Source organism: Streptomyces sp. SudanB52_2052 (genome assembly GCF_964272415.1).
GTDB classification, from domain to species: Bacteria; Actinomycetota; Actinomycetes; order Streptomycetales; family Streptomycetaceae; genus Streptomyces; species Streptomyces olindensis.
In genome coordinates, this window is sequence record NZ_OZ186796.1 from 3742345 (window position 1) to 3759359 (window position 17015).

Sequence of the window (17015 nt, forward strand, 5' to 3'; positions counted from 1 at the left end):
CTCACGCTCCCGTGGCGACGAGGACGACGGCGACCGCGAGGACGACGGTGCCGGCGAGCAGCGCGCTCACATAGGTCTGGACGTTGCCGGTCTGGGCGCGTCGTACGGCGGTGCCGAGCCAGCGGGGCAGGGCGCCCGCACCGCGTACGTAGGTCTCGACGACCTCGCGGTCCAGGAACCGGACGAGGCTCGCTCCGGCCTGGACCGGGCGGACGAAGAGGGTCCTGTACAGGGCGTCCAGGTGGAAGCCGGCGGCCGCGTGCCGGTGCAGGGGGCCGAGCAGCAGCCGTCCCGGGTCCGCGGGGTCGGGTGCGTAGGCGATGTCGCCGTAGGCCGGTTCGTGGGTGGCGATGGCTTCCGCCTCGACCTGGGCGGCGTCGCCCTCCGGGTGGGCCGCGACGGCTCCCAGCAGGACGCGTGCGGTGAGCGCGGTGGTGTGCCGCCAGGCGGCGTAGGTGACGATGCCGCCGACCAGGGCCACGCCCGTGCCGAGCACGGAGGTGGTCAGGGTCGGGCTGAGGTCACGGCCGTCGAACCAGTCGGGCAGCAGGCGGAACGCGAACCCGCCGAGGGCCAGGGAGGGGACGGCCAGCACCCACAGCACGACGGTCATGGTCAGCGGCTGCCTGCCGTGGTCGGGGGCTTCGGCGCCCCGGCCCCGGAAGGCCAGCAGCCACAGGCGCATCGCGTAGGCGGCGGTGAGCACGGCCGTGACCAGGCCCGCGACGAGGACGATCCAGCCCGCGGCGGCGGGAGCGTGCTCGGTGTGCCCGGTGACGACGTGTTCGGCGACGCCGAGGACGGCCTCCTTGGAGAAGAAGCCGCTGAACGGCGGGATCGCGGCGAGCGCGAGCAGCGCCACGGTCATCGTCCAGTACGCGTCGGGGATCCGGTCGCGCAGGTTCCGCATGCGGGACATCGCGGCCAGGGAGTTGGTGCCGGCGGCGTGGATGATCACGCCGGCCGCGAGGAACAGCAGCGCCTTGAAGGCGCCGTGGGACAGGAGGTGGAAGACGGCGGCTCCGCGGTCGCCGACGGCGAGGGCGCCGGACATGTAGCCGAGCTGCCCGATCGTCGAGTAGGCGAGGACGCGCTTGATGTCGTCCTGGGCGAGCGCGGCGAGCGCCGAGCCGGCCATCGTGACGGCGGCCATGACGGCGAGCACCACCATCGCGGCCTGGGAGGCCTCGAAGAGCGGGAGGAGACGGGCGATGAAGTAGACACCCGCGGCGACCATCGTCGCCGCGTGGATCAGCGCGGAGACGGGGGTCGGGCCCGCCATCGCGTCGGGGAGCCAGGTGTGCAGCGGGAACTGCGCCGACTTGCCCGCCACGCCCGCGAGGAGCAACAGGGCGATCAGCGTCGGGTGGTCGAGCGAGCCGCTCGCGACGGCGCCGAGGACCCGGGTGATGCGGAAGGAGCCGGCGTCGGTGGCCAGGGCGAACAGGCCGATCAGGAAGGGGACGTCGCCGAGCTTGGTGACCAGGAACGCCTTGAGGGAGGCGGCCCGGGCTTCCGGGGTCTCCCAGTAGTGGCCGACCAGGAAGTAGGAGCAGATGCCCATGACTTCCCAGCCGACCAGCAGCACGATCAGGTCGCCGGAGTAGACGACCAGGAGCATCGCGGAGGTGAACAGGGAGACGAGGGCGGCGTACGAGGGGTAGCGCGGGTCGTCGCGCAGGTAGCCCGTCGAGTAGATCTGCACGCAGGAGGCGACCAGGCCGACCAGGACGGCGACGAGCGCGGCGAAGCCGTCGATGTGCAGGGCGAGTTCGATCGGGACGGAGCCGGTGGGGGTGAGTTCCGTGGCCGCGTCGACGGCCGCGTCGCCGCCCTGGCGCGCGGCGACCAGCGCGGCGAGTACCAGGGCGGTGAGCGTCGGCAGGACGGCGAGGGGGCGGACGAAGCCGGGTGCGGTGCGGCCCAGGAGCAGGCCGGCGACGGCACCGAGGAACGGAAGGAGGGGGACGAGGACGGCGAGGGTGGTCGTGGTCACGCGGTGGCCTCAGCCTTCTGGGCCTCGCCGGACTGCTCGGCCGCGAGGGCGTCGCTGTCGGGGCCGTCGGGGTCGTGCCGCTCGGAGGTGTCGCGGAGCTTGTCGATGTCCGCGGTGCCGCGGTTGCGGTGCACGGCGAGGACGATGGCCAGGCCGATGCCGATCTCGGCGGCGGCGATGGCGATGGTGAACAGAGTGAGGGCCTGGCCGGAGTGCAGGGTCTCCTCGGCGGTCTTGCTGAGCCAGACGTCGAAGGCGACCAGGTTGAGGTTGACGGCGTTGAGCATCAGCTCGACCGACATCAGGACCAGGATCGCGTTGCGGCGGGCGAGGACACCGTACAGGCCCGTGCAGAACAGGAGGGCGGAGAGCACGGCGGGATAGGCGAGGTGCATCAGCGGGTCCCTTCCTTCTCGCTCCGGGAGCCCTTCTCGGTCCGGGGGTCTTTCTCGCTCCGGGCGGCCGACGTGCTTTCGGCCGTGGTCGCGGCCCCGGCCTTCGCCTTGCGGGACAGGACGATCGCGCCGACCAGGGCGGCGAGGAGGAGGACGGAGAGGGCCTCGAAGGGGAGGACCCAGTTCTGGAAGAGGCTCGCGCCGGTGGCCTCGGTGGAGCCGGCGGCGGGGCCGTCCAGGTCGATCCAGGTGGTGCGGAAGGCGTCGACGACGACCCAGACCAGGGCGGCAGCGGAGGCGACGGCCACGGTGAGGGCGGCCCAGCGGTTGCCGGAGTCGGCGTCCGGGGAGCGGCCGATGGGGGCCCGGGTGAGCATCAGTCCGAACAGGAGGAGGACGACGACGGATCCGACGTAGATGAGGACCTGCACCCAGGCGATGAACTCGGCGGTGAGCAGGAGGTACTCGACGGCCAGGCCGCCGAGGGTCACCACCAGCCACAGGGCGGCGTGCACGAGCTGCCGGGTGGTGACGGTGACGATCGCGGCGCCGAAGGTGACCAGGCCGACGAGGAGGAAGGCGATCTCGACGCCGGTCGGGGAGAGGAAGCCGTGGGTGTCGGCGGCGGCCGTGGTGATCGGGATCGGGCCCGTCGCGAGGATGCCGACGGTTGCGGCGAGGGTCATTCCTGTCCCTCCTGCCGCGGGGTCGACTGCTCCGGCTTCGGCTGGTCGATCTGCTGCTTGGAGTCGCCCTGGGGGCGGGTGGGCTGTTCGGCGGCGCGGGCCTGCTCGTCGGCGTGCGGTTCGGTGGGCGGCGGGGACTGCTGGGCCGCCAGCTTCTCCGCGGCCTTGCGGGCGGCGGCGAGTTCCTTGGGCTCCTCCGCGCCGGGGTCGAGGGCCGGCGGGGCGGGGACGGTCCACATCCACTCGCGGAGCTTGTCGCGCTCGTGGGTGAGGTCGCGGATGTCGGTCTCGGCGTACTCGAACTCCGGGGACCAGAACAGGGCGTCGAAAGGACAGACCTCGATGCAGATACCGCAGTACATGCACAGGGAGAAGTCGATGGCGAAGCGGTCGAGGACGTTGCGGCTGCGTTCGCGGCCACCCGGGGCCGCCGGAGGGACGGTCTCCTTGTGGGAGTCGATGTAGATGCACCAGTCCGGGCACTCACGGGCGCACAGCATGCAGACCGTGCAGTTCTCCTCGAACAGGCCGATCACACCCCGGGTGCGGGGCGGGAGGTCGGGCTGGGCGTCCGGGTACTGCGCGGTGACGGACTTCTTCGTCATCGTGCGGAGGGTGACGGCCAGGCCCTTGGCCAGGCCGCTTCCTGGAATGGGGGCCATGGTTACTGGATCACCACCTTGACGATGCCGGTGAGGGCGATCTGGGCGAGGGAGAGGGGGACGAGGAGGGTCCAGGAGAGCTTCTGGAGCTGGTCCTCGCGCAGGCGCGGGTAGGTGACGCGCAGCCAGATCACGAGGAAGGCGAGGACGGCGGTCTTCAGCAGGGTCCAGACCCAGCCGAGGCCGTCGGCGCCCCAGGGGCCGTGCCAGCCGCCCAGGAAGAGGACGGTGGTCAGGCCGCACAGGACGACGATCCCGGCGTACTCGGCGAGGAGGAACAGGGCGAAGCGAAGGCCGGTGTACTCGGTGTAGGCGCCGAAGATGATCTCCGAGTCGGCGACGGGCATGTCGAAGGGCGGGCGCTGGAGTTCGGCGAGGCCGGCCACGAAGAAGACGATCGCGCCGACGATCTGCCAGGGCAGCCACCACCACTCGAAGGCGTCGAGGATGCCGGGGATCGAGACGGTGCCGGCCGCCATCGCCACCGAGGCGGCGGTGAGGAGCATCGGCAGTTCGTAGGCGAGGAGCTGTGCGGCGGTGCGCAGTCCGCCGAGGAGGGAGAACTTGTTCGCGGACGCCCAGCCGGCCATGAGCGAGCCGAGGACGCCGACGCCCATGACGGCCAGCACGAAGAAGACGCCGGCGTCGATGACCTGCCCGACCGCTCCCTCGTCGGGGCCGATCGGGATGGCGAGCAGGACGAGGAGGTAGGGCAGGAGGGCGACGGCTGGGGCCAGTTGGAAGATACGGCGGTCGGCGCCCGCGGGGACGACGTCCTCCTTCTGCGCGAACTTCACGCCGTCGGCGATCAGCTGGGCCCAGCCGTGGAAGCCGCCGGCGTACATGGGGCCGAGGCGGCCCTGCATGTGGGCCATGACCTTGTGCTCGGTCTGGCCGATGATCAGGGGGAAGGTGAGGAAGACGACGAAGACGATCAGGAGTCGCAGGGTGACGTCGAGCACGTCGTTCACCGCGGGCCTCCTGTGGGATCGGTGGGACCAGTTGGGTCCATGGGACCTTTGGGGTCTTCGGGGTCGTCCGTGGGCTTGGGGTTGTCTTCCGGGGCCTCCGAGGTCTCCTGGGTCTCTGGGGTCTCCGAAGGTTCCGTGGTGCCTGGAGATTCGGTGGTCTGCGGACGCTCGGGCGGCTCCCGGTCGGGCGACGGCTCGGGGGCCGGCAACGGCGCGGCCTCCGGCGACGGTTCGGGTTCCGGTTCGTCGAAGGCCGGGCGGGCGTGGTGCCAGGGGGCGTCCGAGCTGCGCGGAGTGCGCGGGGCGCTGCCCGACCGGCCGTCACTGCGCCTGTCGGTGCCGCTGTCGCCGTCACCGCGGTCGGATGCGGCGCGTTGACTCGCGCTGCCCTCCGACGCGCTGCGCGCCCGGCGCGGGCCGGCCGGGCTGTCCGCCCCTGTCCGCTGCGACGCCGACCCTTCGCTCGCGCTCCGCGCGCGCCGCGGCCCCACCGACGGAGCCGAGGCCCCGGCCTCAGCGGAGGAAGCCCCGGCCTCAGCGGACGAGGGCCCAGTCTCCGCGGAGGCGGGTCCGGTCTCCGCAGTGGCGGGTCCGGTCTCCGCAGTGGCGGGTCCACTCTCCGCGGTCGAGGGCCCGGCATCCCGGGACGGCGCCGACTCCGGCCCGGTAGTCCCGGCCGCGGCCTGGCTCGCCGAACCCTCCGCCGCCGTACGAGCGCGACGCGGACCGGTCGAAGACGGCGCGCCCGGGTCACCAGCAGCAGCCTGGCTCGCCGAACCCTCCGCCGCCGTACGAGCGCGACGCGGACCGGTCGAAGACGGCGTGCCCGGGTCACCAGCAGCAGCCTGGCTCGCCGAACCCTCCGCCGCCGTACGAGCGCGACGCGGACCGGTCGAAGACGGCGCGCCCGGGTCACCAGCAGCAGCCTGGCTCGCCGAACCCTCCGCCGCCGTACGAGCGCGACGCGGACCGGTCGGAGACGGCGTGCCCGGGTCGACGGCGGCGGCCTGGCTCGCCGAGCCCTCCGATGCCGTCCGTGTTCGCCGTACCGGACGGTCGCCCGCGGGGCGGGCCGCTCGGGTCGGGCGGTCGCCTGCCGGGCGGGCCGCGCCGCGGGACGGGCGGGCGGGGGCCGGGGGGAGTTGGCCCTTCAGGGGGCCCCACTCGTTCGGGTCGGGGACGCCGGGCGGGAGCATCTGGCGGCGCTTGGGGCCGCCGTGCTCCGACTCGCCGGGTTCCTTGGCGCCGGGCCAGGCCTTGGCGACGCGTGCGGCCAGGACGAAGTCCTTGCGCAGGGGGTGGCCTTCGAAGTTCTCGGGCAGGAGGAGGTGGTCCAGCGCCGGGTGGCCTTCGAAGGTGACGCCGAACATCTCGTGCGTCTCGCGTTCGTGCCAGGCGGCGCCCGCGTAGACATCGACCGCCGAGGGCAGGGCGGGCGCCTCGTGCGGGACGGTGGTGCGCAGGAGGAGACGGCGCAGCGGGGCCAGGGCGGCGACGTGTGCCGTGACGCGGAAGCCGGTGCCCGGTTCGTCGACCGCGCTGAGCCAGTCGAAGTAGGTGCAGCCGAGCCGGTCGCGTGCGGTCTCCAGGGCGGAGATCCAGGTGGCCGGGGGGACGTCGACGGTCAGGACCTCGTAGGACTCCTCGGCCGTGGCGTCCGGGCCGAAGAGTTCGCCGACGTCGGCGGGCAGCCAGCCGGCCGCGGTCATCGTCCCTCCCTCGACGTCGGGTCGGTGACCGGAGCCGGCGGCCGCACCAGACCGCTCTGCAGCGCGGCCGCCGAGGGGCGGTCCGTGCCGTAGCGCTCCCCCAGCGACTCGCGGGCGATCTTCTCCTGGAGCTTGAGGATGCCCTGGAGCAGTGCCTCGGGCCGGGGCGGGCAGCCGGGGACGTAGACGTCGACGGGGATGATCTGGTCGACGCCCTTGGTGACGGAGTACGAGTCCCAGTAGGGGCCGCCGCAGTTGCTGCACGCGCCGAAGGAGATGACGTACTTGGGTTCCGGCATCTGCTCGTAGAGGCGCTTCACGGCCGGGGCCATCTTGTCCGTGACCGTGCCGGAGACCACCATCAGGTCGGCCTGGCGGGGGCCCGGCGCGAACGGGATGACACCGAGACGGATGAAGTCGTGGCGGGCCATCGACGCGGCGATGAACTCGATGGCGCAGCAGGCGAGACCGAAGTTGAAGACCCAGAGCGAGTAGCGGCGGCCCCAGTTGAGGATCACCTTCATCGGCTCGGGCGCGAGGCGCGCGAGGGCACCCAGCCGCTTCGGCTCGGGCAGCAGAACAGGCTCGGGGGTCACGTCCATGTGAGGACGCCCTTCTTGTATGCGTAGAGCAGGCCCACGGCCAGGAAGCCGAGGAAGATGAACATCTCGACCAGGGTCGTCGCGCCGTAGCCGGGGGCGGCGAAGACGGTCGCCCAGGGGAACAGGAAGATCGAGTCGACGGCGAAGATCACATAGAGGAAGGCGTAGACGTAGTAGCGGACCTGGGTGTGGGCCCAGCCCTCGCCCACGGGGTCGACGCCGCACTCGTACGTCAGGAGCTTCTCGGGCGTGGGGACCACGGGCCGCAGCAGGCGGCCGGCCCCGAAGGCGACGGCGACGAACAGCACGCCGACGACGGCGAGCAGTCCGACGACCGAATAGGACTGGAAGTAGTCCGCCGCGACGACGGTCGTGGTGACGACGGTCGGTTCCGGCACGTCCGTCCCTCGCTCCCTCAGAAAATCGGACCTGGATCCTGCGCCGATCCCGCGGCTCATCCTGGACGCCGCCGTTCGACGATCTGTACGCACGGGAGTCTAGGCCCTGATAAAGGCAGGGTAAGCAGCCCGTCACGCCCTGGCATGCGGGGGTGGGGTTTTCCTCAGGTGATCCTGGCGGCGCACCTCATGGCGCGGCCGCCCACCGCCGGGCACGCTAACGCATATGACCGAACGCATCCCGTCCGCGGGCACCAGACCGGCCGCGTCGGCGGCCGGACAGGACGACCGTCCGCCACCGGCCCGTCTCGCCTACGACCGGCACACCTGGAAGGAGATCGCGCACCTCCTGGCGAACCTTCCGGTGGCGCTGCTCGGATTCACCTATGTCGTCACGATGCTGTTCACCGGTTTCGGGCTGACCGTCACGGTGGTCGGGTTCCCGCTGCTCGCGGCCGGCCTCATGGGCGCGCGGCAGCTGGGCAGGATGGAGCGGGCGCGGGCCAGGGCGCTGCTCGGGGTGCGGGTGGACGAGCCGAGCCGGCTGCGGCTGCGCGGCGGGGGCGGCTTCTTCCAGCGGTTGTGGATGCAGCTGAAGGACCCGGTGGGCTGGCGCACGGTCCTGTACGAGTTCATCCGGCTGCCGTGGGGCGTCCTCACCTTCACGATCACGCTGACCTCGCTGTTCGTGCTGTGGCCGGTGCTGCCGTTCATCGCGCGGGGTCTGGCCAACGCCGACCGGGCCATGGTCCGCGGCCTGCTGTCGCCCTCCGACGAGTTGGAGCGGCGCATCGCCGAGCTGGAGTCCGACCGGGGGGTCGTGGTCGACACGGCGGCGGCCGACCTGCGGCGCATCGAGCGGGATCTGCACGACGGGGCGCAGGCCCGGCTGGTGGCGCTGGCCATGGGGCTCGGCCTGGCCAAGGAGAAGGTGCTGGAGGACCCCGACGCGGCGGCCGCGATGGTCGAGGAGGCGCACGGCGAGGTGAAGCTGGCGCTCCAGGAGCTGCGGGACCTGGCCCGCGGCATCCACCCGGCGGTCCTGACCGACCGCGGCCTGGACGCGGCGCTGTCATCGGTCGCCTCCCGCTGCACGGTGCCGGTGAAGGTGACGGTCGACCTGCCGGCCCGGCCCGCCGCGGCCATCGAGGGCATCGCCTACTTCACCGTCTCGGAGCTGCTGCAGAACGTCAGCAAGCACAGCCGGGCGAAGTCGGCGTCGGTGGATGTGTGGCGGACGGCCGACCGGCTGCTCATACAGGTGCGGGACGACGGCCGCGGAGGCGCGCGCCTCGACGGCGGTACGGGGATGAAGGGCCTGGCCGACCGGCTGGACGCCGTCGACGGCCTGTTCGTCCTGGAGTCGCCCGAGGGTGGCCCGACGACGGTCACGGCGGAACTGCCGTGGCGCGACCGGTCCGGGGCCGCCGGGTAGGGAAAACCCCCCGTCCAAGACGCCGACGGACTCCATGGTCCGCCGACCTGCGGCGGAGCAGGGTGGAGGTACGAGGGAACAGCCGCAGGACGAGGAGAAGGACGACGCCGATGGCCACGGAGTACGGACAGGGATACGGGCTCGACAGCGGGTCCGGGTTCCCCGCGAGCACCGAACGGCGGCACCGGCTGCCCGCCGCGCTGCGGGCGCCCGTCGAGGACCGCACCTGGCGCGAGCTCGCCCATGTGCTGCTCAGCCTGCCGATCAGCATCCTGCTGTTCACCTACGCGGTCACGATGGTGTCGCTCGGGGTGGGCCTGCTGGTGACGTTCCTCGGCATTCCGGTGCTGGCGGCGGCGCTCGCCGGGTGCCGCGGCTTCGGGGCGCTGGAGCGGATGCGGGCGCGGGGGCTGCTGGGCCTGGAGGTGGCCGAGCCGGAGCCGCTGCGGACGAAGAAGCCGGGCGTCATGGCGTGGATGGGTGCCGTCCTCAAGAGCGGCGTCTCGTGGCGGGCCCTGCTGTACGCGGTGCTGCATCTGCCCTGGGCGGTGTTCTCGTTCGTCGTCTCGGTGAACGTGTGGGCGCTGGGCTGGGGGCTGCTGACGTACCCGCTGTGGTTCTGGGTGTTCCCGATGTACGCCGGTCAGGACGGGGTCCAGCTGTACGGCGACGAGACGCACCGGGTCTATCTCGACAACCCCTTCGAGATCACGGTGACGGCGCTGGTGGGGCTGCTCTTCACGATTGCCACGCCGTGGATCGTGCGGGCGCTGACGATGGTGGACCGGCTGCTGGTGCACGGGCTGCTCGGGCCGTCGCGGCTGGCCTCGCGGGTGGTGGAGCTGGAGTCGGACCGGGGGGTCGTGGTCGACACGGCCGCCGCCGACCTGCGGCGCATCGAGCGGGATCTGCACGACGGCGCGCAGGCCCGGCTGGTGGCGCTGGCCATGGATCTGGGGCTGGCGAAGGAGAAGCTCCAGGAGGATCCGGAGGCGGCCGTGCGGATGGTGGACGAGGCGCACGGCGAGGTGAAGACCGCGCTGCAGGAGCTGCGGGACCTGGCCCGGGGCATCCACCCGGCGGTGCTGACGGACCGGGGACTGGACGCGGCCCTGTCGGCGGTCGCCTCGCGCTGCACGGTGCCGGTGCAGGTCGAGGTGGATCTGGCGGAGCGGCCCGCGCCGGCGATCGAGGGGATCGCGTACTTCACGGTCTCGGAGTTGCTGCAGAACGTCAGCAAGCACGCGCGGGCGACCTGGGCGGGCGTGGAGGTGTGGCGGACGGAGAACCGGCTGATGCTGCAGGTCGTGGACAACGGCGTGGGCGGGGCCGACACGTCCCAGGGGTCCGGGCTGGCGGGGCTGGCGGAGCGGCTCGACGCGGTGGACGGGATCCTGGTGGTGGACTCGCCGGCGGGCGGGCCGACCCGGGTGACGGCGGAGCTGCCGTGGCGCGGTGAGCACGTGCGGTGACCTCGGCGGGGGTCCGGCCCCCGCGGCCAAGGGGCCAGGGGGCGAACTCCCTGGCCCGGCCTTTTCCCTTCCCTCCGCTTTCCCTTCCCTCCGCCGGCGTTCGAAGCCCGAGCCATCGAGGGTCCGGCACCTCGGAACCCGGCATACCGGAGCCCGGCCCCCCACATTCGATTCGCGTCGCCCGCCCCCATCCACCCCCGGATGCTGAAATGCTGGACCCGTCGCACGGGTGGGCGCGGAGCCGTTGTGGGCCGCGGACGGGCGGCGTCGGGCTGTGGGGGGCCGAAGATCGTGGAGGACAGGGTGCGGGTGGTCATCGCCGAGGATTCAGTGCTGCTCAGGGAGGGCCTGACCCGGCTGCTGACCGACCGCGGGCACGAGGTCGTCGCCGGGGTCGGTGACGGCCAGGCACTGATCAAGACCATCACCGAGCTGGACGCGCAGGGTGAGCTGCCGGATGTCGTCGTCGCCGACGTACGGATGCCGCCGACGCACACCGACGAGGGGGTGCGGGCCGCGGTGCAGCTGCGCAAGGCGCACCCGGGGCTCGGGGTGCTGGTGCTGTCGCAGTACGTGGAGGAGCGCTACGCCACGGAGCTGCTCGCCGGGTCCAGCCGGGGTGTCGGCTACCTGCTGAAGGACCGCGTGGCCGAGGTGCGGGAGTTCGTGGACGCGGTGGTGCGGGTGGCCGAGGGCGGGACGGCCCTGGACCCGGAGGTGGTCGCGCAGCTGCTGGGCCGCAGCCGCAAGCAGGACGTGCTGGCGGGGCTCACGCCGCGGGAACGCGAGGTGCTGGGGCTGATGGCCGAGGGGCGGACGAACTCGGCGATCGCGCGGCAGCTCGTGGTCAGCGACGGAGCCGTCGAGAAGCACGTCAGCAACATCTTCCTCAAGCTGGGGCTGTCCCCGAGCGAGGGCGACCACCGCCGGGTCCTGGCCGTGCTGACGTACCTCAATTCATGAAACTCCCGGCATGCGCGTCAGGGCGCTCGAACGTCTCAAAGTCGTGTCCAACATCCGAATGACCCGAAGAACGCGACCCTTGCGGTCGTAGGGTTGATCCTGGGAGGGCCTGCGGGAAGGTCTCTCCCGGACAGCCGCCTCGAGGGAGGTCCAGTTCAGTGACCAGCCAGGTCAGTAGCCCAGCGGAGCAGGCCGACGGAGCAGTCGTAGGAGAGCAGCGCAAAGCGGCGGGCGCCAAGGACGTCCGGCGCCTGGACCGGGTGATCATCAGGTTCGCGGGGGACTCGGGTGACGGTATGCAGCTCACCGGTGACCGCTTCACCTCGGAGACCGCGTCGTTCGGCAACGACCTGTCGACGCTGCCGAACTTCCCGGCCGAGATCCGGGCGCCCGCCGGGACCCTGCCGGGCGTGTCGTCCTTCCAGCTTCACTTCGCGGACCACGACATCCTCACGCCCGGTGACGCGCCGAACGTGCTGGTGGCGATGAATCCGGCCGCGCTGAAGGCGAACATCGGCGACCTGCCGCGCGGCGCCGAGGTGATCGTCAACACGGACGAGTTCACCAAGCGCGCGATGCAGAAGGTCGGCTACCAGGCGTCCCCTCTGGAGGACGGGTCGCTGGACGGCTACCAGGTCCATCCGGTGCCGCTGACCACGCTGACCGTGGAGGCGCTGAAGGAGTTCGACCTCACCCGCAAGGAGGCCGAGCGCAGCAAGAACATGTTCGCGCTGGGCCTGCTCAGCTGGATGTACCACCGGCCCACCGAGGGCACGGAGAAGTTCCTCAGGTCGAAGTTCGCGAAGAAGCCCGACATCGCGGCGGCCAACATCGCCGCCTTCCGGGCCGGCTGGAACTTCGGCGAGACGACGGAGGACTTCGCGGTCTCCTACGAGGTCGCCCCGGCGGCCACGGCGTTCCCTCCGGGTGTGTACCGCAACATCTCCGGCAACCTCGCCCTCTCCTACGGCCTGATCGCGGCCTCGCGGCAGGCGGATCTGCCGCTGTATCTGGGGTCCTACCCGATCACCCCGGCGTCGGACATCCTGCACGAGCTGAGCAAGCACAAGAACTTCGGCGTGCGGACCTTCCAGGCCGAGGACGAGATCGCCGGGATCGGGGCGGCGCTGGGCGCGGCCTTCGGCGGTTCGCTGGCCGTGACGACGACGAGCGGCCCGGGTGTGGCGCTGAAGTCCGAGACGATCGGCCTCGCGGTCTCCCTGGAGCTGCCGCTGCTGATCGTGGACATCCAGCGTGGCGGCCCGTCGACGGGTCTGCCCACCAAGACCGAGCAGGCGGACCTGCTGCAGGCGATGTTCGGGCGCAACGGCGAGGCGCCGGTGCCGGTGGTGGCGCCGCGTACGCCGGCGGACTGCTTCGACGCCGCGCTGGAGGCGGCGCGGATCGCGCTGACGTACCGGACGCCGGTGTTCCTGCTGTCCGACGGCTATCTGGCCAACGGCTCCGAGCCGTGGCGGATCCCGGACCTGGAGGAGCTGCCGGACCTCGGGGTGCAGTTCGCGCAGGGGCCGAACCACACGCTCGACGACGGCACCGAGGTGTTCTGGCCGTACAAGCGGGACCCGCACACGCTGGCCCGCCCGTGGGCGATCCCGGGCACGCCGGGTCTGGAGCACCGGATCGGCGGCATCGAGAAGGAGGACGGCACGGGCAACATCTCCTACGCCCCGGCCAACCACGACTTCATGGTGCGCACCCGGCAGGCGAAGGTGGACGGCATCGACGTCCCGGACCTGGCGGTGGACGACCCGGACGGCGCCCGGACCCTGGTGCTCGGCTGGGGTTCGACGTACGGGCCGATCACGGCGGCGGTGCGGCGGCTGCGCAGAGCCGGGGAGTCCATCGCGCAGGCGCACCTGCGCCACCTGAACCCCTTCCCGCGGAATCTGGGCGCGGTGCTGGAGCGTTACGACAAGGTGGTGATCCCCGAGATGAACCTCGGGCAGCTCGCCACGCTCATCCGGGCGAAGTACCTGGTCGACGCCCACTCGTACAACCAGGTCAACGGCATGCCGTTCAAGGCGGAGCAGCTCGCCGCGGCTCTGAAGGAGGCCATCGATGGCTGAGACGTCCACGCAAGGCACGGGCACCATCGAAGCGCTTTCCCTCGTCCCCAAGGCCGAGGGCAGGCAGTCGATGAAGGACTTCAAGTCCGATCAGGAAGTGCGCTGGTGCCCCGGCTGCGGCGACTACGCCATCCTCGCCGCGGTGCAGGGCTTCATGCCCGAACTGGGGCTGGCGAAGGAGAACATCGTCTTCGTCTCGGGCATCGGCTGCTCCTCCCGCTTCCCGTACTACATGAACACGTACGGGATGCACTCCATCCACGGCCGCGCCCCGGCCATCGCCACGGGTCTGGCCAGCTCGCGCCGCGATCTGTCGGTGTGGGTGGTCACCGGTGACGGCGACGCGCTGTCCATCGGCGGCAACCACCTGATCCACGCGCTGCGGCGCAACGTCAACCTCAAGATCCTGCTGTTCAACAACCGGATCTACGGTCTGACCAAGGGCCAGTACTCGCCGACCTCCGAAGTCGGGAAGATCACGAAGTCGACGCCGATGGGCTCGCTGGACGCGCCGTTCAACCCGGTGTCGCTGGCGATCGGCGCGGAGGCGTCCTTCGTGGCGCGGACGGTGGACTCGGACCGCAAGCACCTGACGGAGGTGCTGCGCCAGGCCTCCGCCCACCAGGGCACGGCGCTGATCGAGATCTACCAGAACTGCAACATCTTCAACGACGGCGCCTTCGACGCCCTCAAGGACAAGCAGCAGGCCGAGGAGGCCGTGATCCGCCTGGAGCACGGCAAGCCGATCCGCTTCGGCGCCGACCTGGCCAAGGGTGTCGTGCGGGACCAGCTGACCGGTGATCTGAAGGTGGTCGCGGTGACGCCGGAGAACGAGGACCAGGTGCTCGTCCACGACACGCACTCCCCGTCCCCGACGACGGCGTTCGCGCTGTCCCGGCTCGCCGACCCGGACACCCTGCACCACACCCCGATCGGCGTGTTCCGCTCCGTCGACCGGCCCGTCTACGACACGCAGATGGCCGACCAGCTGGACACCGCCATCGAGCAGCACGGCAAGGGCGACCTGGGCGCGCTGCTGGCGGGCGGCGACACCTGGACGGTCGTCGGCTGACGAGCCGCAGGACACCACGGCCCGGGACCGCTACGAAGCGGCCCGGGCCTCGTCGTACCCCCGGCGTGCCTTCTCCACGTCGTCCATCCTCCGGTGCGTCCACTGCGCGAGGGACCGCACCTGCTCGGCGGCCTCCCGGCCCAGGTCGGTGAGGGAGTAGTCGACGCGGGGCGGGATGACGGGCCGGGCGTCGCGGTGGACCAGGCCGTCCCGTTCCAGGGTCTGGAGGGTCTGGGTGAGCATCTTCTCGCTGACGCCGCGGCTCCCGTAGGTGCCGATCGCCCGGCGCAGCTCGCTGAACCGGTACGGACGGTCCAGGAGCTGGATCAGGACGAGGACGCCCCACCGGCTGGTGACGTGCTCCAGGACGAGCCGGTACGGGCACAGCGCCTCACTGTCACTTACTGCCATGCCAGTACCTTACTTCAAAGTGGGTACTTTCCACGAGTTAGCGCTCGCCCTATGGTTAGTGCCATCGCACCCCACAAGGAGAGTCGTCACCATGAGCATCGTCGTCACCGGAGCCACCGGACACCTCGGCCGCCACGTCGTGGAGCAGCTGCTGGAGAAGGTCCCCGCCGAGCAGATCACCGCGGTCGTGCGCAACGCGGAGAAGGCCGCCGACTTCGCGGACCGCGGTGTGAGGATCGCGCTGGCCGACTACAACGCCCCCGCCTCCTTCGACGGCCTGTTCTCCGCCGGTGACAAGGTGCTCCTGGTCTCCGGCAACGAGTTCGACAAGGGCCGCGTGCAGCAGCACAAGGTCGTCATCGACGCCGCCAAGGCGGCCGGTGTCGCCCTGCTCGCCTACACCAGCGCCCCGGGCACCCTGACCGCCGCGCTCGCCGACGACCACCGCGGCACCGAGGAGATCCTGCTGGACTCCGGCGTGCCCTACACGCTGCTGCGCAACGGCTGGTACCACGAGAACTACACCGAGAACCTCGCCCCGGTGCTGGAGCACAACGCGGTCGTCGCCGCCGCCGGCGAGGGCAAGGTCTCCTCCGCCTCCCGCGCCGACTACGCCGCTGCCGCCGTCGCCGTACTGACCGGCGAGGGACACGAGAACAAGACGTACGAGCTGGGCGGCGACACCCCGTGGAGCTTCGCCGAGTACGCGGCCGAGCTGAGCCGGCAGACCGGCAAGGAGATCGTGTACAGCGCCGTCTCGCCCGAGGCCCTGGTCGGCATCCTGACCGGGGCGGGCCTGCCGGAGCCGTTCGCGCAGATCCTCGCGGGCGTCGACGCCTCCATCGAGAAGGGCGAGCTGGTCGTCTCCACCGGAGACCTGTCCCGTCTGACCGGCCGTCCGACGACCCCGCTCTCCGAGGCCATCACCGCCGCGCTCAAGGGCTGAACTCCCCCGGCGGGCTCTTGAGCCACCCCACCCCCGGCTGTCATGACCGTATGCCGATACGGACATGACAGCCGGGGGTGCGCGGCGTTACCGTCGTGCACGCGGACGCGACGTGTGAAGGAGGGGCCCGTGACCGGCAAGCCGAGGGGCGAGCGGAACATAGGACTGCTGAACGGCTTCGCGGCCTACGGGATGTGGGGGCTCGTGCCCCTGTTCTGGCCCCTGCTGAAGCCCGCCGGCGCGATGGAGATCCTGGCCCACCGGATGGTGTGGTCGCTGGTCTTCGTGGGCGCCGCCCTGCTCGTGCTGCGCCGCTGGGCCTGGGCCGGCGAACTGCTGCGGCAGCCCCGCAGGCTGGGCCTGATCACGATCGCCGCGGCGGTCATCACCGTCAACTGGGGCCTGTACATCTGGGCCGTGAACTCGGGGCACGTCGTAGAGGCCTCGCTCGGATACTTCATCAACCCGCTGGTCACCATCGCGATGGGCGTGCTGCTGCTGAAGGAGCGGCTGCGGCCCGTGCAGTGGGCGGCGGTCGGCACCGGCTGCGCCGCGGTCGTCGTACTGACCGTCGGCTACGGCCGGCCCCCGTGGATCTCCCTCTGCCTCGCCTTCTCCTTCGCCACGTACGGCCTGGTGAAGAAGAAGGTCAACCTCGGCGGCGTCGAGTCGCTCGCCGCCGAGACCGCGATCCAGTTCCTGCCCGCGCTCGCCTACCTGGTGTGGCTGACCGCGCAGGGCGGCTCCACCTTCGCCGCCGAGGGCGCGGGACACGCCGCCCTGCTCGCCTCGGCCGGCATCGTCACCGCGCTCCCCCTGGTCTGCTTCGGCGCGGCCGCCATCCGCGTGCCCCTGTCCACGATCGGCCTGCTGCAGTACCTCACGCCCGTCTTCCAGTTCCTGCTGGGCATCCTCTACTTCCACGAGGAGATGCCGCCCGAGCGCTGGGCCGGCTTCGCCCTGGTCTGGCTGGCGTTGACGCTGCTCACCTGGGACGCCCTGCGCGCCGCCCGCCGGACCTCCCGCGCGCTCACCACCGAGATCAGCGCGCCCAGCGCGACCAGGACGACCGGCACGGTCAGTGCCGCGCGGAACGCCGACAGGGTGGCCTCGGGGCCGGACCCGGTGGACGCCAAGCCGTAGACCGCCGTCACCGCCGAGATGCCGATCGCCGAGCCGAACTGCGTGGCGGTGGTCAGCAGCCCGCCGG

General features: G+C 71.6%; 16 protein-coding genes. 7 read left to right on the forward strand and 9 right to left on the reverse strand.

From position 1 onward, the window contains the following. Position 1 precedes the first annotated feature (1 nt). From ACSUPV_RS16480 to ACSUPV_RS16515, 8 genes are read right to left on the reverse strand one after another with little or no spacing between them, the layout of a single operon-like run. Positions 2-1996, reverse strand: coding sequence for an NADH-quinone oxidoreductase subunit 5 family protein (locus ACSUPV_RS16480; RefSeq protein WP_436947735.1), 1995 nt, complete (start codon positions 1994-1996; stop codon positions 2-4). After that, on the reverse strand, positions 1993-2391 hold the full coding sequence (gene nuoK, locus ACSUPV_RS16485; protein WP_031118822.1) for an NADH-quinone oxidoreductase subunit NuoK: 399 nt from the start codon (positions 2389-2391) through the stop codon (positions 1993-1995). Before nuoK ends, ACSUPV_RS16480 begins: the two co-directional genes overlap by 4 nt. Next, positions 2391-3077, reverse strand: a complete 687-nt coding sequence (locus ACSUPV_RS16490) for an NADH-quinone oxidoreductase subunit J family protein (RefSeq protein WP_051648917.1) — start codon at positions 3075-3077, stop codon at positions 2391-2393. Before ACSUPV_RS16490 ends, nuoK begins: the two co-directional genes overlap by 1 nt. After that, the gene (locus tag ACSUPV_RS16495) at positions 3074-3739 is read right to left on the reverse strand and encodes a 4Fe-4S binding protein (protein WP_359784821.1); all 666 of its coding nucleotides are present in this window, start codon (positions 3737-3739) and stop codon (positions 3074-3076) included. The genes ACSUPV_RS16490 and ACSUPV_RS16495 overlap by 4 nt, the downstream gene beginning before the upstream one ends. A 2-nt stretch (positions 3740-3741) precedes the next feature. Then, positions 3742-4710 (reverse strand): complex I subunit 1/NuoH family protein, encoded by a 969-nt coding sequence (locus tag ACSUPV_RS16500; protein WP_010049241.1) that lies wholly within the window; start codon positions 4708-4710, stop codon positions 3742-3744. After that, the gene (locus ACSUPV_RS16505; protein ID WP_436947736.1) at positions 4707-6419 is read right to left on the reverse strand and encodes an NADH-quinone oxidoreductase subunit C; all 1713 of its coding nucleotides are present in this window, start codon (positions 6417-6419) and stop codon (positions 4707-4709) included. The genes ACSUPV_RS16500 and ACSUPV_RS16505 overlap by 4 nt, the downstream gene beginning before the upstream one ends. Continuing rightward, positions 6416-7021, reverse strand: coding sequence for an NADH-quinone oxidoreductase subunit B (locus tag ACSUPV_RS16510; protein ID WP_037763603.1), 606 nt, complete (start codon positions 7019-7021; stop codon positions 6416-6418). Before ACSUPV_RS16510 ends, ACSUPV_RS16505 begins: the two co-directional genes overlap by 4 nt. Then, on the reverse strand, positions 7012-7419 hold the full coding sequence (locus ACSUPV_RS16515; protein ID WP_031116983.1) for an NADH-quinone oxidoreductase subunit A: 408 nt from the start codon (positions 7417-7419) through the stop codon (positions 7012-7014). Before ACSUPV_RS16515 ends, ACSUPV_RS16510 begins: the two co-directional genes overlap by 10 nt. Positions 7420-7645: 226 nt before the next feature. On the opposite strand from ACSUPV_RS16515, the gene ACSUPV_RS16520 reads away from it, so the two are divergent. The 5 genes from ACSUPV_RS16520 to ACSUPV_RS16540 all read left to right on the forward strand — a co-directional run bounded on the left by ACSUPV_RS16520 (position 7646) and on the right by ACSUPV_RS16540 (position 14448). Further along, positions 7646-8854 (forward strand): sensor histidine kinase, encoded by a 1209-nt coding sequence (locus tag ACSUPV_RS16520; protein ID WP_436947737.1) that lies wholly within the window; start codon positions 7646-7648, stop codon positions 8852-8854. Between the two features lie 110 nt (positions 8855-8964). Beyond that, positions 8965-10326, forward strand: coding sequence for a sensor histidine kinase (locus tag ACSUPV_RS16525; protein WP_436947738.1), 1362 nt, complete (start codon positions 8965-8967; stop codon positions 10324-10326). Positions 10327-10617: 291 nt separating this feature from the next. Then, positions 10618-11289: a LuxR C-terminal-related transcriptional regulator gene (locus ACSUPV_RS16530; protein WP_436947739.1), complete on the forward strand. Its 672-nt coding sequence runs from the start codon at positions 10618-10620 to the stop codon at positions 11287-11289. A gap of 158 nt (positions 11290-11447) precedes the next feature. Next, positions 11448-13376 (forward strand): 2-oxoacid:acceptor oxidoreductase subunit alpha, encoded by a 1929-nt coding sequence (locus ACSUPV_RS16535; RefSeq protein WP_031116989.1) that lies wholly within the window; start codon positions 11448-11450, stop codon positions 13374-13376. After that, entirely contained in the window at positions 13369-14448 is a 1080-nt protein-coding gene (locus ACSUPV_RS16540) for a 2-oxoacid:ferredoxin oxidoreductase subunit beta (RefSeq protein ID WP_031116990.1), read from the forward strand. Before ACSUPV_RS16535 ends, ACSUPV_RS16540 begins: the two co-directional genes overlap by 8 nt. A gap of 30 nt (positions 14449-14478) precedes the next feature. Here ACSUPV_RS16540 and ACSUPV_RS16545 read toward each other — a convergent pair whose 3' ends face one another. Further along, positions 14479-14859 carry a winged helix-turn-helix transcriptional regulator gene (locus ACSUPV_RS16545; protein WP_031116991.1) on the reverse strand — a complete coding sequence of 127 codons (381 nt, stop codon included), beginning with the start codon at positions 14857-14859 and terminating at the stop codon, positions 14479-14481. Between the two features lie 91 nt (positions 14860-14950). Here ACSUPV_RS16545 and ACSUPV_RS16550 point away from each other — a divergent pair, with 91 nt between their 5' ends. Further along, positions 14951-15805 carry an SDR family oxidoreductase gene (locus ACSUPV_RS16550; RefSeq protein WP_037763594.1) on the forward strand — a complete coding sequence of 285 codons (855 nt, stop codon included), beginning with the start codon at positions 14951-14953 and terminating at the stop codon, positions 15803-15805. Positions 15806-15934: 129 nt separating this feature from the next. Then, on the forward strand, positions 15935-16948 hold the full coding sequence (rarD, locus tag ACSUPV_RS16555) for an EamA family transporter RarD (protein ID WP_436947740.1): 1014 nt from the start codon (positions 15935-15937) through the stop codon (positions 16946-16948). The last annotated feature ends 67 nt before the right edge of the window (positions 16949-17015 follow it).